This is a genomic window from Paenibacillus sp. FSL H8-0537, from assembly GCF_038051995.1.
Taxonomy (GTDB): Bacteria; Bacillota; Bacilli; order Paenibacillales; family Paenibacillaceae; genus Pristimantibacillus.
This window is the reverse complement of record NZ_CP150290.1, coordinates 5,498,455-5,521,837: the sequence shown is the minus strand read 5'-3', so window position 1 is coordinate 5,521,837 and position 23,383 is coordinate 5,498,455. Positions and strand designations below refer to the sequence as shown.

20 protein-coding genes are annotated in these 23,383 nt (G+C 49.1%); 18 read left to right on the top strand and 2 right to left on the bottom strand.

Translation table 11 applies throughout. The features are described 5' to 3' along the window. The first annotated feature begins 97 nt into the window (after window positions 1-97). From MHB80_RS23365 to MHB80_RS23305, 13 genes are all read left to right on the top strand, one after another. Entirely contained in the window at window positions 98-475 is a 378-nt protein-coding gene (locus MHB80_RS23365) for a hypothetical protein (RefSeq protein WP_341279234.1), read from the top strand. 110 nt (window positions 476-585) lie between these two features. Next, on the top strand, window positions 586-969 hold the full coding sequence (locus MHB80_RS23360; RefSeq protein WP_341279233.1) for a hypothetical protein: 384 nt from the start codon (window positions 586-588) through the stop codon (window positions 967-969). 169 nt (window positions 970-1,138) lie between these two features. Beyond that, window positions 1,139-2,422, top strand: coding sequence for a cation:dicarboxylase symporter family transporter (locus tag MHB80_RS23355; protein ID WP_341279232.1), 1,284 nt, complete (start codon window positions 1,139-1,141; stop codon window positions 2,420-2,422). Then, window positions 2,394-3,284 carry a GNAT family N-acetyltransferase gene (locus MHB80_RS23350; RefSeq protein ID WP_341279231.1) on the top strand — a complete coding sequence of 297 codons (891 nt, stop codon included), beginning with the start codon at window positions 2,394-2,396 and terminating at the stop codon, window positions 3,282-3,284. The genes MHB80_RS23355 and MHB80_RS23350 overlap by 29 nt, the downstream gene beginning before the upstream one ends. An 18-nt stretch (window positions 3,285-3,302) precedes the next feature. Continuing rightward, complete coding sequence (locus MHB80_RS23345) at window positions 3,303-5,684, top strand: beta-ketoacyl-[acyl-carrier-protein] synthase family protein (protein WP_341279230.1); 2,382 nt, start codon at window positions 3,303-3,305, stop codon at window positions 5,682-5,684. A gap of 66 nt (window positions 5,685-5,750) precedes the next feature. Continuing rightward, window positions 5,751-6,056 carry a phosphopantetheine-binding protein gene (locus MHB80_RS23340; RefSeq protein ID WP_341279229.1) on the top strand — a complete coding sequence of 102 codons (306 nt, stop codon included), beginning with the start codon at window positions 5,751-5,753 and terminating at the stop codon, window positions 6,054-6,056. Next, the gene (locus MHB80_RS23335; RefSeq protein WP_341279228.1) at window positions 6,053-6,796 is read left to right on the top strand and encodes an SDR family oxidoreductase; all 744 of its coding nucleotides are present in this window, start codon (window positions 6,053-6,055) and stop codon (window positions 6,794-6,796) included. The genes MHB80_RS23340 and MHB80_RS23335 overlap by 4 nt, the downstream gene beginning before the upstream one ends. Window positions 6,797-6,825: 29 nt before the next feature. Beyond that, the gene (locus MHB80_RS23330; RefSeq protein ID WP_341279227.1) at window positions 6,826-7,557 is read left to right on the top strand and encodes a hypothetical protein; all 732 of its coding nucleotides are present in this window, start codon (window positions 6,826-6,828) and stop codon (window positions 7,555-7,557) included. A 56-nt stretch (window positions 7,558-7,613) separates the two neighbouring features. Then, window positions 7,614-7,835, top strand: a complete 222-nt coding sequence (locus MHB80_RS23325) for a hypothetical protein (protein WP_341279226.1) — start codon at window positions 7,614-7,616, stop codon at window positions 7,833-7,835. Further along, the gene (locus MHB80_RS23320) at window positions 7,832-8,794 is read left to right on the top strand and encodes a transporter substrate-binding domain-containing protein (protein ID WP_341279225.1); all 963 of its coding nucleotides are present in this window, start codon (window positions 7,832-7,834) and stop codon (window positions 8,792-8,794) included. The genes MHB80_RS23325 and MHB80_RS23320 overlap by 4 nt, the downstream gene beginning before the upstream one ends. 187 nt (window positions 8,795-8,981) lie before the next feature. Next, complete coding sequence (locus tag MHB80_RS23315) at window positions 8,982-12,335, top strand: ATP-binding protein (protein ID WP_341279224.1); 3,354 nt, start codon at window positions 8,982-8,984, stop codon at window positions 12,333-12,335. A gap of 194 nt (window positions 12,336-12,529) precedes the next feature. After that, a complete protein-coding gene (locus tag MHB80_RS23310; protein WP_341279223.1) occupies window positions 12,530-13,504 on the top strand; it encodes a cell wall hydrolase in 975 nt (324 codons plus the stop codon). Between the two features lie 305 nt (window positions 13,505-13,809). Further along, on the top strand, window positions 13,810-14,187 hold the full coding sequence (locus tag MHB80_RS23305; RefSeq protein ID WP_341279222.1) for a VOC family protein: 378 nt from the start codon (window positions 13,810-13,812) through the stop codon (window positions 14,185-14,187). A gap of 107 nt (window positions 14,188-14,294) precedes the next feature. Here MHB80_RS23305 and MHB80_RS23300 read toward each other — a convergent pair whose 3' ends face one another. Continuing rightward, window positions 14,295-15,332: an NAD(P)/FAD-dependent oxidoreductase gene (locus MHB80_RS23300; protein ID WP_341279221.1), complete on the bottom strand. Its 1,038-nt coding sequence runs from the start codon at window positions 15,330-15,332 to the stop codon at window positions 14,295-14,297. 199 nt (window positions 15,333-15,531) lie between these two features. On the opposite strand from MHB80_RS23300, the gene MHB80_RS23295 reads away from it, so the two are divergent. Continuing rightward, a complete protein-coding gene (locus MHB80_RS23295; protein ID WP_341279220.1) occupies window positions 15,532-16,020 on the top strand; it encodes a SitI3 family protein in 489 nt (162 codons plus the stop codon). Window positions 16,021-16,124: 104 nt separating this feature from the next. On the opposite strand, the gene MHB80_RS23290 is transcribed toward MHB80_RS23295, so the two are convergent. After that, window positions 16,125-17,636, bottom strand: a complete 1,512-nt coding sequence (locus tag MHB80_RS23290) for a PAS domain-containing protein (RefSeq protein WP_341279219.1) — start codon at window positions 17,634-17,636, stop codon at window positions 16,125-16,127. A 276-nt stretch (window positions 17,637-17,912) separates the two neighbouring features. On the opposite strand from MHB80_RS23290, the gene MHB80_RS23285 reads away from it, so the two are divergent. The 4 genes from MHB80_RS23285 (at window position 17,913) to MHB80_RS23270 (ending at window position 23,317) form a co-directional block, all read left to right on the top strand. Further along, window positions 17,913-19,676, top strand: a complete 1,764-nt coding sequence (locus MHB80_RS23285; RefSeq protein ID WP_341279218.1) for a histidine kinase — start codon at window positions 17,913-17,915, stop codon at window positions 19,674-19,676. Beyond that, complete coding sequence (locus tag MHB80_RS23280) at window positions 19,669-21,276, top strand: helix-turn-helix domain-containing protein (RefSeq protein WP_341279217.1); 1,608 nt, start codon at window positions 19,669-19,671, stop codon at window positions 21,274-21,276. Before MHB80_RS23285 ends, MHB80_RS23280 begins: the two co-directional genes overlap by 8 nt. Before the next feature lie 164 nt (window positions 21,277-21,440). Then, window positions 21,441-22,355, top strand: a complete 915-nt coding sequence (locus MHB80_RS23275; RefSeq protein ID WP_046232877.1) for an ABC transporter permease subunit — start codon at window positions 21,441-21,443, stop codon at window positions 22,353-22,355. Window positions 22,356-22,387: 32 nt separating this feature from the next. Then, on the top strand, window positions 22,388-23,317 hold the full coding sequence (locus tag MHB80_RS23270) for a carbohydrate ABC transporter permease (protein WP_341279216.1): 930 nt from the start codon (window positions 22,388-22,390) through the stop codon (window positions 23,315-23,317). Window positions 23,318-23,383: the final 66 nt, after the last annotated feature.

Here is a 23,383-nt window from a genome sequence, read left to right as displayed (position 1 = left end):
TTGAACTAAAATTGACTGAAAGTTGAAGGCAGCTTGAAGCTAGGCTTTTATTCTAAAAGGTGTAAGTAGAAACGGAGAATTGGGGAGGAATTGAAACATGAGTTGGACGCAGGAGCAGTTTAATGAAACGGTGCACGCCGTCATTGCAAAAGCGAATTCGGATGCGGAGTTTCGCGCACTTGCAATAAGCGACATTTATGCAGCCATCAAAGCAGCCACCGGGCATGAGGTACCGCAGCAATTTAAAATCAATATCGTTGACGCAACAGGCTACCACAGCACAATCGTATTGCCAGAAGTGCGTAGAGCGGCAGACGAACTGACAGAAACGGAGCTTGAAGCTGTTGCCGGCGGCAGCAAAACAGGGTTCCCAGAGGGTGTTACGCCATTCATTGAACCATCCTTTCATAACGATACAATGCCGGTTGGACCAATCACTTCATTTCCTGTGAATGGTGGCATCATCACAAAATAAGGGCTGCAACATTTGAACTAAAATTGAACGAGAGTTGAGAGCAGATTGAAGCTGGGCTGTTATTCTAATACCTGTAAGAAACAACACTACATTATTGGAGGAATTAAATCATGAGTTGGAATGAACAGCAAGTTACGGATACGGTAAACGCAGTAATTACGAAAGCGAATTCGGATGCAGAGTTCCGCGCGCTTGCAGTAAGCGACATCTACGCAGCAATCAAAGCAGCAACAGGACATGAAGTTCCACAAGAATTTAAAATCAACATCGTTGATGCAACTGGCTACCACGCGACTATCGTATTGCCAGAAGTGCGCGGCGCGGCTGATGAGCTGACAGAAACAGAGCTAGAATCCGTTGCTGGCGGCAGCAAATCGGGAGCTAACGATTTCTTTAATGGCGTAGGCTCTATTGCCGAAAACGCAGCTAACACGGCTATCCGCGTTGGCGAAAATATCGGTAATGCAACAGCTGACCAAATCAGAAATTCCTAATTCCTTTCATACTTAAATAGAGCTTGCATTGGAGTGATATCCGCCGCTGAGGCACGATGTCGCTCCAAATTTATAGAGAAGCGATGAGAGGGACAGCTGCTTGCTAGCCATTGCCCGCTTTTTCCAGCGGAAGCTGCTTCGTCCCAATGCCTAACAAGAGGGTGCTTGTGTGTCGGTTGTGTCTGTTTTGTCATTCAAATGGGTCAAATCTTTCTGGATGATTATGCTGTGCATGTTGTCAGGTATTGCTACTGGCCTGTATGCGCCGGGAATCGCTCATTCGGTAGCGGATTTCGGCGATCTCTATTTATCCTTTTTGAAAATGTGTGTCATTCCGATTATGATGACCGCCATTATTTCCAGCATCGGCAGCTTATTCATCAATAGCGGCGCCATGAAAACAATTGGACGCATGTGCCTCGTCTATGCCGCTGCACTTATCATTTCCGGCATGTTCGGGCTGATTTTTGGAGAGGTGGGCCATCCGGGGGCAGGCTTGCCTGAGCAATCGAAGCAGGTGCTGGGTGCGATTGTCAATGACTCCAGTTCCAATGGATCGCCAGTGGAAGAGGAGAAATCGCAAGGCATTTTGTTGTTTTTGCTCGACATGATCCCGTCCAATATTTTTACAGCCCTGATGGAAAATAATACGCTGCAAATTTTATTTTTCTCCGTCATCGTTGGCGTAGCCGTCGGCATGATGCGAACGAGACAAGGGGAAGATGTGCTGCAGCTTGCAGACGTTTTGTTCCGTGCTTTTCAGAAGGCGATTTCCTGGTCGATGTACGCGCTGCCGTTTGCTTTATTCTGCATGATGGCCGGACAGTTTGCTACTTTGAACTTGGACATTTTGCCTGCCATGCTGAAGCTGATTATGATGTTTTATCTCGTTAGCATCGTACTAATTATCGTTTCCGTCGCCGTACTGTCCCTACAATTGCGCCAGCCTGTCAGGGTGGTCATCGGCGCTTTAAAGGAGTCGCTCATTTTAGCATTTGGCACGAGAAACAGCATTGCTACCGTTCCATCCTGTATGCACGCTTTAAGCAAAGAGCTTAATTTGCAGTCGCACGCGATTCAACTGGTTGTACCGATTGGCATGATTATGTGCCGTTACAGCATGGTGCTTATCTATACGCTGGGCATTGCATTTACCGCTCAATTGTATGAATACGATTTTACGATCATGCAGTGGATGCTGGTGCTGGTGGGGGCTGTATTGACTTCTATCGCAGGTGCCGGTTCTCCGGGCGTCGTATCGATTGGCATGATTGCCATTATAGCAGGGATGCTGAAGCTTCCGGCCGAAGTAACGATCATTTTATTGCTGGCGATCAACCCGATTATCGATCCCATTATTACGGCGGCTAATGTATCCATTAACTGCGCTACGGCTTCACTTCTGTCAGCCAGAAAGGAAACACATGTACAAGATCAAGAGATTAGCGCCTGATGACAGGTTGAAATACAAGCCGCTCATGTTTCAGTGGCTTTATTTGCAATTGGAGCAGAGTATCAGGAACGGCCAAGGGCAAAGCCGCTTTATGCTGATTGGAGCAGAAGTGGGGGATGCTCCGGTAGGTTTGGCTGTGCTGGAGCTGCGGGAAGGGGCAGGAGCACAGTGTGCGATGCTGCAATGCCTGTTCGTTGACAAACGTTGGCGCAGGAAGGGAATCGCCTCCTCCATCATGGGAGAAGTACGGAGCTTATGCCTCGAGAAGCAAGCCCAAAGCCTTGAGGTTTATTATTATTCCGGAAAGTCCTCTACGGAGACGATAGAAGCGTGGCTGAAAAAAGAAGGCTGGACACAGCCGTTATGCGATGCGGTTGTTTTCCATATCAATAGCGATATTGCCCGCGCAAGCTGGCTGCGGGAACGTCCTTTGCCAAGCGGCTTGGAGCTGTTTCTATGGGCGGAAAAGAAGGAACACGAGCTTAAACAATCGATTGAAGCAGCAGACGCTGTTTTTCCGGATTTTCTGTCGCCGTTCAAAACCTTTGCGCCTCTGGAGCCGGGCAACAGTCTTGGACTAATGTCGGAGCAGGGAATTAAGGGCTGGTCGATGACGTATCGGCTGACCGAGGATACGATTTTGTACGATGCGGTCTACATTGCACCTGAATATCAGCAGGTAGGCTTAGCTTTCCACATGCTGGCGAGGTCGATTCGGCTTCAATTGGAAGCGGGTATTCCTTACGGCATTTTTACGGTCAACCGGGGGACACCTGTTATGATGAAGCTCGCGCGGCAATGGCTTGGGCCTTATTCATGGAAGACGAGCGAGAAGCGTATTTGTTATTTGCCATTGAAGTAGGGATTCGGGGGAAAAAGCATGAAGGAAAATGAACAGGCTCATCGTATAGCAGTAACGGGCATAGGGGTATTGTGTGCGCTGGGCAATGAGCCGCAGGCCGTTTTTGAGCGGATGTTTGCGTCAGAGACAGGGATTGGGAAAGTCACTCGCTTCAATACGGATGCGTTGTTAAGCTCGCTTGCCGGACAATTGGACGAATCGTGGCGGGAAGCGGCCTTCGCGGATACCGCAGAACAGTCGATGGACTGGTGTGCGCGATATGCGATTGCGGCTGCCAAGCAGGCACTGCATAGCAGCGGGCTTGCTATAGCGCAAGGAGATGCTGCTGGGCACCAGATCCCAGCCGCAAGAATTGGGCTGTCGCTTGGTACGTGCAACGGCGGCATATTATCGCTGGAGAAGCAATGGGATTTGTCGGCGCTGGATGAGGAGAATACAGCGAACTATCCTTTTTATCAGCAAGGGGATGATACTGCACGGCAGCTCGGCGTGCAGGGACCGGTGGCGACGTTAAATACGGCATGTGCCGCTAGTGGCAATGCAATCGGCTATGCCAGCGACATGATTCGCTGGGGATATGCTGATGTCATGCTCGCAGGCGGTTCAGATCCGCTGTCGCATAGTGTATATGCCGGATTTAATGTACTCCGGGCGCTTAATCCGCTGCCATCCTCGCCGTTTGGCAGCCGCTTTGGCCTGAATCTGGGCGAAGGCGCGGCATTTGTCGTGCTGGAGCGGCTGGACGCCGCAGCTGCGCGCGGGGCGACTATTTATGCGGAGCTGTGCGCATATGGGCTGAGTAATGATGCCCATCATATGACAGCGCCGCACCCGGAGGGCGCTGGGATGCAGCGGGCGGTAGATATGGCTCTGAGCCTGGCGCAGGTTGCCAAACAGGATATTGAATACGTGAATGCGCATGGCACCGGAACGCAGGCGAATGACCGCGCTGAAATTAGCGGTTTGAAACGCAGCTTTGGCGAGCAGCTGACCGTTCCGGTCAGCTCAAGCAAAGCGTATTTCGGGCACAGCCTAGGTACTGCTGCTGCACTAGAGCTTGTGACCTCGCTTTATGCGATCAAGCAAGGCTATGTGCCAGCAACGCTGCATTTTGACACAGCGCGCGAAGGCTGCGAAGAGGCAGATATCATTCAGCACAGCATGCGCCCCATGCGTCCAAAGTATATCGTCAGCAATAATGCTGCCTTTGGTGGACACAACGTGTCATTAGTGCTGCGTACTGACTTGAGCGAAGCCGCGGCGCCGCATACGGAAAGCCCGGCGCAGCTCGCCAAGCGGCGGGTTGTCATTACCGGGCTTGGTGCTGTTGGAGGCGGTCATATCCATCAGGGAAGCATCGTGAGTTGGCTTGCAGAGGACGCCTCCTCAGAAGCATCAGGCGCTTCCTCCTTTTCCTTGAAGGAATATGACAAAAGCAAATATGAGCGCAGAATGAATCAGCTGTCGCAAAATACGATTGGCGCGGCCCTTGCTGCACTGGAGGACGCACAAATAACCGAGGTGGAGAAGGAAGAGCTCGGCTTTATTTTTGGCACAGCCAGGGGCAGTACGGACAGCATTTCGCAATATTTGGAATCGGTGTTTGTGAAAGGGCCGGAATATGCGAGCAGCATCTATTTCCCCCATACCGTCATTAATTCAATTGCCGGGCAGACAGCGGAGAAGCTGAAGCTTCTGGGCTTCAACAGCTCCTTCAGCACGGGAGGCAATGAGGGCCTGACCGCTGCGCTGTATGCAGCAGGCAAAATCCGCGAGAGCACGCTATCCTCCTGCCTTATTGGAGCGGGAGATGAATGCTCGGCGCTGTCGAGCAATATTGACCGTGCGAAAGGCTTGCAGGCGAGCCGCTTCCGCATGGTGGAGGGCAGTGTATGTATGGTGCTTTGTGATGCGGAGCAAGCCGTGCAAAGGCAGTCCGGCATTTATGCCGAACTAAGCGGCTTTGGCACTGCTTATGGAGCAGTGCCAGCTGGTCCCCAACTTGAAGCGACGCTTTGCAGGGCGGTAGCGGAAGCATTAAATGAAGCGGGAATTGGTATAGCGCAGCTGGACCTGATTTTGCTGAATACGGTCGGCAGGCCTGGCGAAACGGAGGGCGAGCGTCAAGCGCTATCCTCATTAAGCGCAGCTGATCAGTCGCCGCCCATCATTAGCTTCAATGAATACGCCGGCTTTGGCGAATCCTACAGCTCGATGCTGCATTTGGCGGCGGCCGCGGAGCTTGTGAGCCGTGCAGCTCCCGCAAGTGGAGCAGCCAGCGGCGCATATGCCCGCCTTAGTGTGCCGCAGCAAACGGCCCAGCTTCAGCATATTTTAACGGTAAGCTCGACGGTCAACGGCAGTTATTCGGCGGCAGTTGTAAGCGCATGGAACGATTGACAGGCGCCTGCACCTAGCACTATTTTCAAAATTAAAAAAGGTTAATATCCAAGGAGGCGCATACGTATGAGCGTAGAGCAGATTTTAGACATGGACACCATTAAGCAGACGATTAAGCAAAAACTGCTAATTGACAGGCTTAAGCTTGAGGATATTACGGCGGAGGAAATCACGGACGATATGATTTTATTCGGTGAAGGGCTGGGCCTGGATTCGGTAGAAGCGTTCGAGGTAATGGTGGGCATGGAGGAATTGTACGGGGTAATGGTGGAGCAAATTCCGGCAGATGAATTAAAAATTCATTTGAAAAATGTCCAGTCCATTGCCGAGTTGATTATGGCAAGCCAGCAGAAGGGAACGCAGGGCCCATGACCTTTCGTGATCACGTCATACTGATTACGGGCGTAACACGAGGCATTGGCCGGGCCATCGCCCTGCGATTCCTTGCGGAGGGAGCTGTCGTTGCCGGCATTTATGTGCGGGATGATGAAGCAGCGGAGCAGCTGCAAGGCGACGCTGAGAAAGCTGGCGGACGAATTAGCTTGTACAAAGGCTCTGTCAGCGATCAAGCTTTTGTAGCTAATGTGATGAAGCAGGTATTCGAAACGTATGGACGTCTCGATGTGCTGGTCAACAATGCAGGACGCACGAATGATCAAATGGCGCTATTTATGGAAGAGCAGCAGTGGAATGAGGTGCTGGCTACGAATTTTATCGGCACCTGCTACTGTTCTCAGGAAGCGGTCAGCTATATGCTGCGCCTTGGGAAGGGTGCCATTATTAATATGGTGTCCGTCAGCGGCATCTACGGCCGGGAAGCCCAGACGAATTATGCGGCTTCTAAAGGCGCAATTATGGGCTTGACGAAACTGTATGCCCGGCTTTATGCCTCAAAAAATATTCAAGTGAGCGCCATTGCGCCCGGCATGATTGAAACCGAAATGGCTCAAGGCGTTCCCCCAGAGAAACTGGCGGATTTTTTAAAGCATACGGCAGCCGGCAGACTCGGATCAGCCGAGGAGGTAGCGGATGCGGTTATGTATTTGGCGAGGCCTCTGGCTAGTTATCACGCAGGCCAAACGTTGAAAATAGATGGCGGTTTTTTGCGTTAAGCTTGGTTGTAATAGAAGGGGGAACGAAGATGAAAAGCGCATTTTTGCATCATGCTGAAAGTGCCTCGGGCACAGCGATGGCGCTATATTTGCTGCAGCGGGGCATCCGGGTCATGGCGAGCTTCCAGCTAGCTGAGCAGGCGGAGCAGTTCAGGGTAGATGTGCCGCCGCAGTGGCAGGAACAAATTCAAACGATCGTTGCGCCAGACGTACAAATGAAAGCAGTGGAGTCTGTGATAGCGGGCATGGCCGAGCAGATGGAAGGGTTTGACCTATATATTCATGGCCATGATTGGGTGGACGAGCTGGAGGCACTGCAGCATGATCCTGGCGAGTTCGCTTTGAGAAGCTACAGCCTTCTAAGCGAGCTGTTTGTATACAGCCGGGCGGCAGGGAGCGTGATGGCGCGCAAGCAGCGGGGGCAGATCATCGTGCCGATGTTGGCCGATTCGCTGCATTATGATGGCTTCCCTTCATCTCCAGTATATAACCAAGGAGCGCTGGCCTTTGTCAAAAGCTTCGCTAAGGAGCTGTCCCCGTTCCGCGTCAGTGTAAATGCGCTGACATTTGGGTATTTTCGATTGGAGAAAAAAGTGGCTGTTGGCCGAAATAACCGCAAGCCGTTTGATATTTATGCATTAAAGCCGCCAGTGCCGGAATTGGAAGAGCTCGCCCACGGGCTCGGTCTGCTTCTTGATTACGGTCATGGCATGAGCGGTCAAAATACGACATGGGGTTACGGTATTCAGTCTGTTCTCTAGCCGAACATGAGGACGCGGCTTAAGGCTTAAGGTAACCTTTGAAAGAGGCGGGGCATATGGGATACCAGCAGGCTGATAACGATCAGAAAAAGGAAAATGGGCAAGCCGGTGAGCTCTTGGAAGAAGAGCTGGAAGAGGTTGTTGGAGGCTTGGCAACCGTCTCTATTCCGCGCTGCAAGCTATGCTATGTTCGTATCGCTGTGTATGACATGACCGTATGCGCAGTATGCTTTCGCAAAACTCAAGTTTCGCATGGAGGGGAGGATGGCCAGCAATGATCGGCAAATACGATCGTTTGGCCTTCTGCTTGCTTTTGGTGTTGGTAATAGGCATTTTTACGACATCATGTGCAAGCATGACACAACAGGCACATCAATTGGCACCAGAAAAGCAAGCTCATGCGGCAAGCCCAGCCGTCACTAGTCCAATTCCCGCAAGCTCTGCCGCTCCGGCTGATAAAGCGGAGCTACCCGTTTATACAGAGGAGCAATTAAAGACTTATCCGGAGGATATTCGGGACATTTTGAGCAGAGGCAAGCTGCGGGTAGCCCTCTATCAGGAGGATCGCTATCCGTTTTTCTATGCAGATGATCAGGGAGTGCTCCGCGGAAGCGATGTTGATCTTGCAAATGACATCGCTCTTAAGCTTGGCGTACAAGCTGAATTTATCCGTACAGCAGCTTCTTTTAATGAAGTGATTAATCAAGTATCTACTGGAGAGGTGGATATCGGGGTTTCCAAGCTGAGCATGACCTTGGAACGGGCGAAGCGGGTTTTATTTTCCGATGCGTATTTGAATTTGAAACAAGCGCTATTGATTAACCGATTGCAGCTTGCAGCCATTGGCGAAAAAGGGGATGACGTTGATCCGCTAGCGCTCATCCAAGGGCGAGGAGAACGGATTGGCATTGTAGCGGGCACCTCCTATGCGGGCTTTGCGCGTGAGCTGTTCCCGAATCAAAATCAGGTGGGCTATCCAAACTCGGCTCAGCTGTTTGATGGCGTGCGGCAGGGGGATGTGCTGGCCGCCGTTTATGATGCTTTTGAAATTTCGCGTTATTTGAAAAAATATCCGTCGTATTCGCTTCAGCTGCAATTCGTGCAATTGGACGATCACGATGATGACATCGCCATTGCCGTCGATCCGAAGCGCTATCATCTCCAACAGTGGATGAATACCTATCTCCATATGGAGAAGAAGGAAATTCAAAAAAGGCTTGAAAACTATGATATTTAAGCGTAAACGGCCGAAAGCCGTCCTCTGACGGCAAAGCTATCTTTTCGCGTAGAAATATAAGCCCATTATAAGTATGAAACTTATAGATTCTTATATTTTAAAAAAAGCTATGTTATGATGCAGAGGCGGGTGCTATTGCTCCGGCAATTTTATTGTGAAAAAAGGGGTAATCAGCGGTGAAGCTTCCATGAAGAAACGTGTGCCTTTCCTCTACTATTTCGTTCCGATAGCACTAGCTTCATTTATATTCATTATACTAATGACGTTTAATTCTGCACTAGATAAGGATAAACCTGAAGCGAGCAGGGGGAAGCTGTCAATCACAGCCCAGGATCAAATTGCTGGCACTGGCAGCTCGCTGGACGGCGAATGGGAATTTTACTGGAATCAGCTGCTGGAGCCTGATGATTTTACAGCGGGGAGCGCTGGCCAGGCTGGCTACATAAAAGTGCCAAGCTCATGGAGCCAGCATGAGGCTGATGGACAAAAGCATTCAAGCAAGGGCTACGCCACCTATCATCTTATCGTACAATTGCCAGAGGCGGAAACCGAGCTGGGCCTTGTAGCAAAAGGGATAACAACCGCCCACCGCATGTGGATCAATGGGAAGCTCGTTTCTGAAAGCGGGGTTGTAGGCCGCAGCGAGACGGAGGCAGTGCCGTATATGGTGCCGTCCCTGATTCGCTTGGAAGCAGGTCAGACACAGGCAGACATTGTCATTCAAGTGTCCAACTACACCCAGCGAAAAGCAGGCTTGTTTGCTTCTTTAACTTTAGGGGAATACGACAGTCTGGATCATTATATGAAAAAGAAGCTCGTATTCGAGAGTATGTTGATTGGCTGCATGCTCATTATGGGGCTTTACCACATCGTTTTATTTATCCTCTTGCGTAAAAATTGGGAATCTTTATTTTTTGGCCTTATTTGTGTAGTCCTGGCTATGAAAAACAGCTCCCAATCCCAATACACGCTATCGGTCTTAATTCAAAGCCTAAACGATAATGTCTTAGTGAAAATCGAATATTTGGGCTTTCTCGGGAGCGCCCCGCTATTTGTGCTGTTTTTCTATTTCAGCTTTCCGGGCCAAGTGTCAAAACGGATGCGAAATATACTGTGGATTCCAGGCGGACTGCTGACCTTGTTCATTGTTGTGACGCCGGTTCAAGTGTTTACGAAGCTGGCCTTGGTGATGCAGGCCTATGCGATTGTGATTGGTTTTGTGCTCATTCAATATGTATTCAAGGCTGCCATTAGACGGCTGTCAGGCGCAAATTTAATGCTGATGGGCACCGTTGTTTTTTTCATAACGGTCGTCAATGATATTTTGATGAGCAATGACACGATTCGAACGGGCATCTATTTTCCATATGGGCTGCTGTTTTTAATTATTTGCTTATCCATTATTGTGTCGATCAAATTTTCCAATGCCATTAAAACGAATGAGCGCTTATCTGCGCGCCTGCTTGATTTGGATAAGGTTAAGGATGAGTTTTTGGCCAACACCTCTCACGAGCTGCGTACGCCGCTGAACGGCATTATTGGGCTGGCGCAGTCGCTGCTTCACAGCATGTATGATCGGATAGAAGACAGCCAGCGTGTGCATTTGAACATGATTGTATCGAGCGGTCAGCGCATGTCCTATTTAATTAATGATATATTGGACTATGCTCTATTAAAAAATAATGATATGCGCCTTCATCTAACGAAAATCGATTTGTACCAGCTGGCACAGGTGGTGCTTACGGTCGTCAAGCCGCTCGTAACCGGCAGAAATTTAGAGCTGCGCAATCATATCCGCTCCGATTTTCCACCTATTTTTGCCGATGAGAATCGGCTGCAGCAAATTTTGTTTAATTTAATAGGCAATGCGATCAAATATACGCCTTCCGGGCATGTGACGATAACCGCGCAGCATTTCCGCGACTATGTGGAAATACATGTGGAGGATACGGGAATTGGCATAGCTGAGGACAAGTTCGAAGTCATTTTCAACCCGTTTGAGAAGCTCGAATCGATTGATGATACGGGCACGGGGCTGGGCCTGAAAATTACCAAGCAGCTTGTAGAATTGCACGGTGGAGAAATTACGGTATGGTCAAAGGTCGGTCAAGGCTCATTATTTAGCTTTACCATCCGTCATATGGGGGTTAAGGGCCTGCCGATATCGCTGCTTGAACAGCAACAGGAGCGGTTGAATGGGCATGCGCTCATCGCTGTTGAAAAAGAACGGACAGCAGTGGCCGCCCACGCAGGTACAGGGAATAGAGGCGGTTCAGAGCTGCCCGCATCTTCACAGCGGCCGTATCGCGTGCTCATTGTGGACGATGAACCCGTGAATTTGCAGGTCGTTATTCAACAGCTGGCGCCGTTGAACTGTGTATTCGAGTCTGCTACAAGTGGTTCTGAGGTGCTGGAGCGTATGGAAGAGCTGCATGAAATGGATTTGGTTATTGCCGATTTGATGATGGTCGGCATGTCCGGCTATGAGCTATGCGGCCTGATTAGAGAAAAATACAACTTAATCGAGCTGCCCATATTGATTATGACCGCAAGCAGCAGGGATCATACGATTAAGGCCTGCTTTAGCGCTGGAGCGAATGATTATATCTCGAAGCCGATTGGCCGCAATGAGCTCGTAAGCCGTGTCCGAACGCTGCTGCTGTTAAAAAGGTCCGTTCAGGAAGTAAGCTTCAATGCGCAGCAGCTTGCCGAGTTAAACGAGCAGCTTTCCGAGCTGAATACGAATCTGGAACATCGCATTCATGAGCGAACGGTGGAATTGGAGCGGAAAAACAAAGATTTAAGCCGGCTGGAGCTGTCCCGCAGGCGTCTGCTCAGCGATATTTCCCATGAGCTGCGTACGCCGATGACGGCGATTCAAGGCTATGTAGAAGCGATTGTATCCGGGCTTGTGGAGCAGGAAGCGGATAAAAAAAGGTACTTGCAAATGGTGCTCGTCAAAGCGCTTGGCCTAAACCGTTTAATCCATGATTTATTTGAGCTGTCGCGGCTGGAATCGGGCAAATCCGAAATGATCTTTCTCATGATGACGCTTCAGGAGCTGGTCGCCAAAATTGAGGATAAATTCATGCTCGATGTTGTGCGCGCCGGACTGCATTATGATTTTCAGCTGGCATTTGATTCAGCTAAGCTGGCCGAATACCATGTCGTTGTGGATATGGACCGAATTACGCAGGTGCTGACCAACCTCGTGTTTAATGCGATTCAGCACACGGGGGCCGAAGGGCAGATTCGCATTCATTGTGCAATCGAAGAATGGGAAGGAGATGACGATTCCGTCGGTCAGCTCACGATACGTGTTCAGGATAATGGGGCAGGCATGCAGAAGGAGTCGCTGCCATTTGTATTTGACCGCTTCTTTAGAGAAAGGCATGATCGGCAGGCGGTTCAGGGGAGTGGAATCGGCCTTGCGATTGCCAAAGAAATCATCCATTATCATGAGGGAGAAATTCATGTGGAGAGCACGCTGGGGGTAGGAAGCACCTTCTATTTCACGCTTCCGCTGTACGTTTTAGAGTAGTGGGTGGAACAAGCTTCTTATTAATTCTGTGAAAATGTTAATCCTACAGACCTATTTAGCTGTGTTATAATTTTGCCCAGAGAAAGAATGCTGGGAGATTGCTCCAGCTAGGGCGTGTTTTGTGGTGAGGTGCTGCAGCGGTTTGCTGTTATTGCTTCAAGTGAAATACGACCATAATATTCTGGGAGGTACGTATGATTAGAGAAAGCAGGCCGGTTAAACGGCTAATATTCGCTATGGTTTTGGGAATGCTTCTGCTATGCATCGGGCCCTTGGCAAGCGCTGCGGATGACGCGAAGATTAAACTCGACGGCAAGCAAGTAGTGCTGAATGATTCTACGTTTATACTGGATGGAAGATTGTATGTGCCTGTAGCTCGCATCGCTGAACTGTTCAGTGCCAAGTCGAGCTGGGATAGTGACAATGAGGAAGTAACGATACATACGGCAGTGAATGATAAAATCGTCCTCGGAAACGGAGTGCCCGTTGTCTATTTCAACGATGAGCGGTATGTAATGGATGCGGCTCCCGTGTTCAAGGAAGGCAGACTGTATGCGTCCCTGCGACAATTAGCAGAAATGCTGCATGCCGATTTGCAAGTAAATGCGGGATCAGGCGATATTGAGCTCGCTACAGTGAAGCCCGCAGTAATATCGGATAAATACGGAATAGACGAGATTAGCAAGGAAACGAGCAGCAGCAAGTCGGAGCTGCTTAAGCGCAACGGGCTGGATAGCAAGGCGAAGCTTAAAGCGGGTACGAAGCTTAAAGTGATCATTCCTTCGATCTTTGATCATGCTGCTGACCCGTTCACAGAAGCGGACTTGACGCTGCTTGCCAAGATTACAATGGTTGAATCGGGTTATGAGTCATACCAAGGACAGCTTGCCTTGGCGAACGTTATATTGAACAGAGTGAAGGACTCCCGTTTTCCAAGCACGATTCGTGAAGTGATTTATTCGGGCAGACAGTTCCCGCCAGCTCACAATGGACTCCTTGATAAAAGCAAGCCAAATGAAGGCTCCCTGCGCGCAGCTAAGGAAGCGCTGAATGGCAAAAACAACGTGCAAAATGCAATCTACTTCTTTAATCCCAATGTGTCCAAAGGCGCCTTCTGGGACAGCCTGGAAGTCATTACGACGATTGGCAATCATAGCTTTGCAAAATAGGAACGACACATATAGAGAAGTCCGTTATGGCTTATTAGCCGTAACGGACTTTTTTTGAAATATAGGAAGGGATATGCTTTTTCCATCCTTTCCTATATTTATCGGACTGAAACGCGCCGCGCCGCCAAAGGACAGCGACAGCCGTTTCAGCTTGCTGTATGGACCTAAGCTGATTGGAAACATGATTATGTTAGTTGAGTTTACCGCATCAAAGTGGAAAAGGCTGGATTGTTATGGGGAATAGCGTTAAAATAGATTTATAAAATGAAACTATGTTTCACTATATGAAACAGGAGGCGAAATATATGGCTTATCATTTTTATGGCATTGACCATATTCAGCTTGCAGCCCCGGAAGGCTGCGAAACAGAGGCAAGGAGCTTTTTTAACGGTATATTAGGTTGGACGGAAATTCCAAAGCCGGAAATGCTGAAAAAACGCGGCGGGGTCTGGTTTCAGTGCGGCACCCATCAAGTACACATTGGCGTACAGCAGGATTTTGTCCCAGCAACGAAAGCCCATCCTGCCTTCCACGTACAGAGCCTAGAGGAATTGCGCGATCATTTGCTTCAGCACCACATCCAAGTGATCGACGACGAGGCTAGGGCAGATGAAGGCGTTAAACGCTTCTACTTAAACGATCCTTTTGGAAACCGCCTTGAGTTTCTAGAGTGGCTCTCCTAATCATTTAATAAGCCGAAGGCAGACGTTATACGCAAAAGCCCCTATCCGGTTATAAAGCCGGACAGGGGCTTAGCAACAATAAGATTCAGTTTATGCTATGGACAGCCTTACGATTGGAGAGATGCGATATGCAGCTGTTTATTACGTTCCTTGAAGCGTACATTATGGGAGGAAACGTAGGCGTAATGATCCGCTTCCGGCTCCATGTATAGCTTAGCGCTGTTCAGGGCAAGCACGGCATCGGTAAACGTTCCGGCAATCAGTCTCACCTTGCTGTCATAGTGCACGCAGTCGCCAGCGGCGAAAATGCCCGGTACATTCGTTGCCAGACGGTTGCTGACGTTGATTGCCCACTCGCCCAGCTCAATGCCCCATTCTGCAATCGGGCCGTAGTCGCTCGTATAGCCATGGTTGACGACTACCGCATCCACATCGAGCACCTCCGTTTCGCCCGTCTCGGCATTAGTAATCGTAACGCTGTGAATCGTCTCGCCTTGTCCGTTCAGCTGGCTGACGAAATAAGGCGTACGCACATCGGCGGTTGCCATCATATCCGCGACATGCTTCTCCATCGCTTTGAACTGATCGCGGCGGTGAATAACGATAACCTCTGCCCCGATGCCCGTAAGCTCATTCGCCCAATCGACTGCGGAATTGCCGCCGCCGGAGATCAGCACTCTTTTACCGCGGAACGATATCAGCTCTTGAATGGTGTAATGCAGATTCGTTACCTCGTAGCGGTCAGCGCCCTGAATATCAAGCTTCTGAATTTGCGTAATGCCTCGGCCTACGGTCACGATGACCGTACGCGATAGATGCTGCTCGCCAGTTGTCGAGGTAAGCAGGAAATTCCCGTCCTCTTGTTTTACCACTCCTACGATTTTTTGGTTGAACACGAGAGTGGGGTCAAATGTGCGCGCCTGCTGCTCCAGCCAGGCAATCAGCTTGTCACAGCGCATCGGTGGAATGCCGCCGACGTCCCATATCATTTTCTCCGGGTATGTGTGCAGAAAGCCGCCAAGCTCATTTTGAGCTTCAATCAGCTTAGTTTTCAAATCGCGCATTCCGCTATAGAAAGCAGTGTACATGCCCGCAGGGCCTCCACCAATAATCGTTACATCAAATAATTCCAAGGATTCTGACATTTGAACAAGCCTCCAATTATAATGAAAATCATTATCAATCCACTATTTTCTATAGTAAAGGAGAATAAGGGAAGCGTCAACAACAGGTACGCTGGTAAAAGAAACTTTTTCCTATTGAAGTGCTCCGGTCAGAATCCGTTCAGAGCTATTTGTTATGATGCATGTAGGATGCTGATATCAATAAAGCGGAGGGGAATTTATGGCACTGCAATATTCCTTAATGTTTGAGGAGCGGTTGTTGACACAGTCGATGGTAACAAAGGTTTTAAAGCAATTGGGCTTTGTAGCCGAGCAACTGGTTCCGCTAACCAATGGATTTCGAATCGATGAGTTTAATGAAAGAATCGGATTTTCGGTGACCATAGTCGATACGCTCGATATGTCATTTGGATGGGACTCTGACTATTTGGAGGATGAATTCGTATACAAGCAGCATGTGAGCTTTAAGCTTTACAATTCGTACGATACAGAGCCGGAGGCTTGCGAACTGATGCTCCAAATGGTGTTCAGCCTTCTCGAAACGGTGGGCTCGGATGCCCTTTTGACGTTTAGCGACTCAGAAATTTTTTATCGTAAAAATAACGCCCTTTATGTCAATAATGATTTTGGCTTCTGGGAGCATGACAGCGTGAAAGCTCTAATCGGCACGATGGAGTACCAGCCTTTTAGAGCTTTTGCCCATATATAAGCGGCTCAGATAAGATTTGCAGCATATAAGCAGAAAAAAGACGATCCCGCCCCTTTAAAAAAGGAGAGGGAATCGTCTTTTTATATGGATTAAAGACTTTGAACCTACAACGTCTTCGCAATATCGACCAGCGACTGCGACATGTCATTAATTTCATCCATCGAGGCGTTGACCTGCTCGGTCAGGGCAGCCTGCGTCTGCGTTAAGCTAGCCATATTATGAATGTGCTGGAGAATTTCCTCGATATAATCCTTCATCGTGTTCAAGCTGTTTTCAATGTTGACGGTTGCATCGGCGCTGTGGACGGCCAGCTTGCGCACTTCATTGGCCACGACCGAAAAGCCTTGGCCCAGCTCGCCAGCACGTGCTGCCTCGATCGCAGCATTGAGGCCCAATAGATTCGTTTGATTGGCGATTTCTTTAATGAAATTAGAAATATTTTTTGTCTCGTCGGCACTGTTTTTGGCGTGATTGGCGGCTTCGGTCGATTGCTCTTGGGCAACGGCGAGCTCCTGCGCCTGGGTTGTGACATTGTTAATCCCTTTGACCATATCCAAAATCGATTGTGAAAGCTGCTGGGTTTTCTCATTCATCAGCTTGACGATATCATCTTTATTTTTCTCATAGGTAACATCCCGAATCGTGCCGGCAACCCGAAGTGGAACGCCTCTCGAATCCCGGACTGTTTCTCCACCTGCATGGAACCAGCGATACTCGCCACTTTTTAACTTTAAGCGATAGTCCAGGTCATATGGCGTTTTACCGCTGTAATCGTTCATATGGTCCGCAAATCCTTTAATCGTCCGTTCCGCATCATCGGGATGAAGCCGGCTGCTCCAGCTGCTGAAGACGTTAGGGAAGTCGCTCTCGTCTTGAAAGCCAAGCGTTTTGCGGAATTGGGGCGACCACCAAAATTCATTATTTGGATTGACCACATCGCCAGCGACGACCGTCATATCCCAAGGAGCTTCGATTAAAGCGCGGCTGATCAGATCGTAGCGCGTAACGAGAGCGGCAGTCTCCTGATCCTTCATTTTCTTGTCATGAATATCGAATAAAGCGCCAGCAACGCGGAGCGGAACGCCCTTCGAGTCTCTTACCGTCGTGCCCGTCGCACGGAACCAGCGATATTGGCCGTTTTTCAGCAGCAAGCGGTATTCCAGATCATACGGGACGGTTCCGGTTCTATCATTCAAATGGTTGGCAAATGCAGCGAGTACCCAGTCATGATCCTCTTTGTGCAGCTTGGATGACCAACTGTCCAGTACATTCGGGAAATCAGCCTCATTCTGATAGCCTAGCATTTTACGAAAGGCATCGCTCCAAATAAACGTGTTTTTCGGATTGACCGGATCTCCGGCAATGACCTGCATATCCCATAGTCCAACTTGGATAGCCGCTGTTACAAGCTGTAAACGAAGCTCTGCGTCTGCGGCTTGCTTGATTACCATCTGTAGGGCAGCATTAAAATGCTCTATAATGGCTTTCGTTTCGTCCGAATTTATAGCAGGCACCTCGAATGGTGAAAAATCATGCTGTAAAAATAGCTCGGAGCGTTTTCTAGCTTCTTCTAGCAAGGCTGTCGTCTTTTTTGTCTGTGCATCCTTGAGAAACATAAGGTTGTCCCCCTTTAATTCTGAGACTTTTAATCAAAGTTCCAGGTTAACTCAAAGATAACATTTAAAATGCCTTTTTTCTACAGTATTCGACACATTTTCGGCGGATTAATAGCTGCTTTTTTCTTAAATAATCGAATCGAATGACAACTAGGCTGGGAGTGGCGATCCCAAGGGGAAGAGGGCTCTTTTACATAATAGATTATGATTCAAAGAAAAGCCTTTCAATGGTAATATAGGAGTAATTAGTAGATTAATTTGGGAGGATTGCGGCCTATGAGGTTTGGGCAATCGATTAAAACGAAGCTGATCATTGGCTTTATGGGCGTTATGCTCCCAATTGTCGTATACATGCTTATTAACAATATGTATGCGAAAACAATTGTACGGGAGAAGGTTTCGGAGACGTATCGCAATACGCTGGATATATTCGGCGGCCAGATGGATCAGAATCTGGAGGAAATCAATGAATATTTGTATCAGATGTCGGTGCTTGATTCCGATGTCGGCCTGCTCACCTCGTTTCCGATGGATAGTGATTGGTATATGCTCACGAAGGTGCAGATCGATTCCAAGCTGAATCGGGACGTTGGCGTGTACAGCTTGCTGGACAGCATTTTCGTCTATCATGAGCGGGACATAATATTTGGCACGGATAATGCGGTGTATGAGGATGCGCGGCAAATCATTAAGCAAAATATGATCCAGATGACGAAGGGCGGCCAAGCGCCCCACAATGATCCCGAAACGTGGGAGGTCAAATTTGACGAGCGAATGCCCGGGCATTATTTTCTCATTAACTTTATTGAAGTTAGAGATGGGCTCTACGTCGGTGGCATCATTCGAGTGAAGGATTTGGAGCGGCTGCTGGCGATTCAATGGAGCGATGGCGACATCGGCAACAATGGCATTTATTTGCGTGATGCCAATCAGTCCGCCCAGGCATTGACTGAACAAGCGCCGCGGCTTCTTAGTGGAAAGTCTGCTGCAACTGCGGAGTCGCCGGGTTCCGTCGTCGATCCGGAGACGAAAGAGTCGTATTTGGTGCTGAACCGCGACAGCAGCTTGGCCAATATTGCGTATCGGGTACTGGTGCCGGAACAGACGCTGCTGAAAAGCCTAATTATTTTCCAAAATGCAGCCTTGCTTGCGCCGTTCGGCTTTCTGCTGCTGCTGGGCATTTATTTGCTGTTTATGCGCAATATGCTGTTCAAGCCGCTTCGCGAGCTGATGCTCGGGATGAAGAAAATCGCCATCGGCCAGCTCGATGTCCGTCTTGAGGCGAAGCAGTCGGGGCAGTCGCTGGAGTTTGCTTTTCTCGGCAACACCTTCAATAAAATGGCCGAGCAAATTACGACGCTCAAAATTGACGTTTACGAGGAGCAGCTGCGCGTCAAGCAGGGAGAGCTGCGGCAGCTGCAAGCGCAGATTAACCCGCATTTTTATATGAACAGTCTAAATATTGTTTATAATTTAGCGGCGCTGGGCGATACAGAATCGGTGAAAAAAATGTCCCTGCATCTCGCCGACTATTTCCGCTTTATTATGCGTTCGAACCGCGACATGATTTTGCTCAGCGAAGAGCTGGATCATATCGACAACTATATTACGATTCAGAAAATGCGGTTCCCGGACAAGCTGCAATTTACATATGACGTACCGGAATTTGTGAAAAACTACAAGGTCGCGGCGCTGATTGTGCAGCCTTTTGTGGAAAATGCTATTATTCACGGATTCAAAAATCGCCGCAAGCCATTCATCATTCATATTGGAGTGGAGACGCAGAAGGATGGCGGTTTTTATTTGACGATTACCGACAACGGAACGGGTTTCGCGGAACCGGTTCTGGAACTGCTGCAGCGCAAAATCCCGCTTGTTGAAGGGGAGACGAGCAGGCTCGGCATTATGAATGTCATCCATCGGCTGCAATTAATTTATGGCGAACGGGCAACTATTACGTTCAAAAATATTGAAGAAGGCGGCGCTGCCGTTACCATTCGATTCCCAGTGGGGGAAGAGGAGCTAATTACGAATGTATAATTTGCTAGTTGTAGATGATGAGGATATTGCCGTTCGCGGCATTGTACAGGGCATTAATTGGTCGGATGTGCCGATAGGCCAGCTGTTTACCGCCTGCGATGCGGAGGAAGCGAAGGAAGTGCTGCTGCAGGAGAAGGTGCATATTGTGCTGTCGGATATTGACATGCCTGATTTGAACGGCATTCAGCTATTGGAGTGGGTCAATGAGCATTCCCCTTCCTCCGTCACTGTGTTTTTGACGGGCCATGCGGATTTCAAATACGCGCAGCAGGCGGTGCAGCTCGATTGCTTCGATTATTTGCTGAAGCCAGTCGATCACGAGGTGCTGAAGACCTGCATTCATAACGCGATTGAGAAGGTTGTGGAGCTGGAGGAGCTTGAAGAAATCCGCAGCACCTACAGCCATTATTATGAGCAGTGGAACAAGCAGCGGCCTGCGCTTATTGAGCGTTTTTGGCAGGATATGCTGCATTACCGGGTTTCCGCTGCCCCCGTGCACTTGGACTCTTCAATGGAAACGTACGGCATACCGCTGCGCGCGGATAGCGAAATTCGAGCGGTGCTGATCAGCATTGAGCATTGGCGGGAAGAATGGTCGGCGCGCGATGAGGAAATTATGACCTATGGGGTGAAAAATGCAGCGGCCGAGCTTGTTCTAGGCGGCAAGCCCGGACATATTGTGCATGACGGAAACGGTATTTTGTATGCTCTCTTCTATAGTAATGAGGAAGACGAGCAGGCGATTGCCGATCGCTGCAAAAATTTTATCCAGCAGGCACGTGGTCTGCTGCATTGCCAGCTGTCTTGCTATATCGGCACCGCGACCGTTGCGCAGCAGCTACGCGGCAGCGTACAGCGGCTGCTTGATCTGGAGCGCAGCAATGTGAATGCGGCCTGTGCCGTCATACACGAAAGCAGCCAGAGCGGCCAGGCGACGAGCACAGCGATAGCTTCTCAGCCGCTGCCCTTTACCGATTGGGCGATGCTGCTTGCGCCGGGCAAGCGGGCGGAGCTGCTGCTGCGAATAGATGAGCATTTTGATCATTTGCAGCACAGCAACGGTGATTATACGCAGCTTGCCTCGTTTTACTTCGGCTTTATGAATATGGTATTCCAGTGGCTCGGCAAGCAGGGGGTCGCTATAACTGACGTGTTCGCCAAACGTGAATGGGAAGCCGGTGAGCAAGTCATGAAGTCGCTACCGCGCATGCGCAGCTGGACGCATCAAGTATGCATGCAGCTAACGGATTATGCCGGAACGGCTGGCAAGGACGTATCGCAGGTCGTATCCAAGGTGCAGCGTTATATGGAGGAGCACTTGGACGAGCAGTTCAGCCGCGAGCATGCGGCGGAGGCCGTCTATTTGAATCCGGCGTATTTGTCGCGGCTGTTCCGCCGGGAGACGGGGCATTCGTTGACGGATTATCTCGTCAGAATGCGAATCGCCCGCGCCCGGGAAGAGCTGGAGAAGACGAATACGAAAATTAGCGATATTGCGGTTATGATTGGCTATTCGAACTTTTCCCATTTTTCCAAGCTGTTCAAAAAAGAGACAGGCCTCACTCCGCAGGAATATCGCAAAAAGGTACAGCATATTTAGAAGTGTGGTGAAAAAGCAAACCTTCTCATGCAGTGGAGTCTCTTTTTCACCATGCTACTAAAATAAGTCATTATAGCGTTAATACAGTCACGGAGCCGATAGATGAGAGGCTCCGTTTTTCATTACAATTTAAACATAGAGAGGGATGGAGAAAGGATGAAAATATGACGCTCGCTACCAACATGAGAAGATATTGGATCTTCTATGTCATGATGGCTCCTGGAGTATTGTTTTTGATTTTCAACAACTATATTCCGATGTTAGGAACCGTCATCGCATTCAAAAACGTCAATTATGCTGATGGGATTATTAATAGTCCTTGGGTCTGGTTCGACAATTTCAAGTATTTGTTTAAAACATCAGATGCCTGGATTATTACGAGAAATACGCTGCTTTACAACATTTCGTTCATTATTCTGAATATGATTGTGCCAGTCGCATTTGCGATTATGCTCAATGAGATGAAAAACAAGCTGATGGCGAAGTTTCATCAAGCGGTCATTTTCCTAGCTTATTTTTTATCGATGGTCGTAGTCAGTTATTTGGTCTACGGATTCCTGCATGATACGCATGGCTTCGTAAATACCTCCATTATGAAATGGCTTGGACTTGAGCCGCTGCAGTGGTATTTCGAGACGAAAATATGGCCGTTCCTGCTACCGATTATTAATACGTGGAAAAACGTCGGTTATTACACCGTGCTTTATTTAGCGGCTATTATCGGCATCGACGACGAATATTACGAAGCGGCAACGATAGACGGCGCCAGCAAATGGCAGCAAATCAAAAGTGTGACGATTCCGCTGCTTATGCCAACGATTATCGTACTGACGCTGCTGCAAATTGGACGGGTATTTTATGCGGATTTCGGTTTGTTCTTCCAAGTGCCGCGCGAGTCGGGTCCTTTGTTCCCGGTAACGAACGTTATTGACACGTACGTTTACCGCACCTTTATTGCAATGGGCGATATAGGCTTATCGTCAGCAGCTGGGCTGTACCAATCGTTGGTCGGCTTCATACTCGTATTCCTGTCGAACTGGTTCGTTCGCCGAGTCGACAAGGACAGCGCATTGTTTTAGAGCAAGGATAAGAATGGGAGGAAACAAACACTATGCAAACTGAAATGAGCAAATCGGGCTCGAACCCGTTCAACTCGATTTCGCCTACAGCAAACACGATTATCAACATTGGGTTCATGCTGTATACGATCGCTTGTCTGCTGCCGATTCTTCTAATCGTCATGGTATCACTATCGAATGAGCAGGATGTGCTGACGAAAGGCTACAGCTTCATTCCGAATCAAATCGATTTTACCGCCTATAAGTTTCTGTTTACCGATTGGCAGCAAATTTTACGCTCTTACGGCGTTACGATCTTCGTAACGATCGCTGGTACCATTCTCAGCCTCATTATTATGGCGCTGTATGCGTATCCGATTTCGCGGACGGACTTTCCGCATCGCAAGTTTTTCACCTTCTTCATTTTCTTCACAATGCTGTTCAACGGTGGTCTGGTACCTTGGTATCTCGTTTACGTGAATATGCTGAATCTGAGGGATAACATTTGGGCACTTGTGCTGCCGCTGCTCGTTTCTGCGTTTTTCGTGCTCGTCATTCGCACGTTTTTCCAGTCGACGATCCCAGTAGCGATTCTAGAAGCGGCCAAAATCGACGGAGCGAGCGAGATGCTGATATTTTTCCGTATCGTCACGCCGCTTTCGCTGCCCGTGCTGGCAACCGTTGCGCTCTTCAGCACCGTCAACTACTGGAATGATTGGTTCCTCAGCCTCGTCTTCATAACCGATGACAAGACGCTGAGTATCCAATATCTCATGTACAAAATGCTGCTAAACATCCAGTTTCTGGCGAGCAACAGCAACGCGGCATCGGCTATTGCCGCAGCAGGGGGCCAAGTTTCGTTCCCGAATGAAACGGTGCGTATGGCTATGGCGATTATGGGTATTGGACCAATCGTATTCGCTTACCCGTTCTTCCAGAAGTATTTTGTAAAGGGTTTGACCGTCGGTGCTGTAAAAGGCTGACGGCAGGCTCTGCCTGCTAAGGGCTGTAACCGGATCAATGCCGGTGCAAGCATAGATTTATCATTT

Coding starts and splice junctions, on each gene's coding strand:
- MHB80_RS23365 (WP_341279234.1), top strand. CDS start 98: ATGAGTTGGACGCAGGAGCAGTTTAATGAAACGGTGCACGCCGTCATT.
- MHB80_RS23360 (WP_341279233.1), top strand. CDS start 586: ATGAGTTGGAATGAACAGCAAGTTACGGATACGGTAAACGCAGTAATT.
- MHB80_RS23350 (WP_341279231.1), top strand. CDS start 2,394: ATGTACAAGATCAAGAGATTAGCGCCTGATGACAGGTTGAAATACAAG.
- MHB80_RS23345 (WP_341279230.1), top strand. CDS start 3,303: ATGAAGGAAAATGAACAGGCTCATCGTATAGCAGTAACGGGCATAGGG.
- MHB80_RS23340 (WP_341279229.1), top strand. CDS start 5,751: ATGAGCGTAGAGCAGATTTTAGACATGGACACCATTAAGCAGACGATT.
- MHB80_RS23335 (WP_341279228.1), top strand. CDS start 6,053: ATGACCTTTCGTGATCACGTCATACTGATTACGGGCGTAACACGAGGC.
- MHB80_RS23330 (WP_341279227.1), top strand. CDS start 6,826: ATGAAAAGCGCATTTTTGCATCATGCTGAAAGTGCCTCGGGCACAGCG.
- MHB80_RS23325 (WP_341279226.1), top strand. CDS start 7,614: ATGGGATACCAGCAGGCTGATAACGATCAGAAAAAGGAAAATGGGCAA.
- MHB80_RS23320 (WP_341279225.1), top strand. CDS start 7,832: ATGATCGGCAAATACGATCGTTTGGCCTTCTGCTTGCTTTTGGTGTTG.
- MHB80_RS23315 (WP_341279224.1), top strand. CDS start 8,982: ATGAAGAAACGTGTGCCTTTCCTCTACTATTTCGTTCCGATAGCACTA.
- MHB80_RS23310 (WP_341279223.1), top strand. CDS start 12,530: ATGATTAGAGAAAGCAGGCCGGTTAAACGGCTAATATTCGCTATGGTT.
- MHB80_RS23305 (WP_341279222.1), top strand. CDS start 13,810: ATGGCTTATCATTTTTATGGCATTGACCATATTCAGCTTGCAGCCCCG.
- MHB80_RS23300 (WP_341279221.1), bottom strand. CDS start 15,332: ATGTCAGAATCCTTGGAATTATTTGATGTAACGATTATTGGTGGAGGC.
- MHB80_RS23295 (WP_341279220.1), top strand. CDS start 15,532: ATGGCACTGCAATATTCCTTAATGTTTGAGGAGCGGTTGTTGACACAG.
- MHB80_RS23290 (WP_341279219.1), bottom strand. CDS start 17,636: ATGTTTCTCAAGGATGCACAGACAAAAAAGACGACAGCCTTGCTAGAA.
- MHB80_RS23285 (WP_341279218.1), top strand. CDS start 17,913: ATGAGGTTTGGGCAATCGATTAAAACGAAGCTGATCATTGGCTTTATG.
- MHB80_RS23280 (WP_341279217.1), top strand. CDS start 19,669: ATGTATAATTTGCTAGTTGTAGATGATGAGGATATTGCCGTTCGCGGC.
- MHB80_RS23275 (WP_046232877.1), top strand. CDS start 21,441: ATGACGCTCGCTACCAACATGAGAAGATATTGGATCTTCTATGTCATG.
- MHB80_RS23270 (WP_341279216.1), top strand. CDS start 22,388: ATGCAAACTGAAATGAGCAAATCGGGCTCGAACCCGTTCAACTCGATT.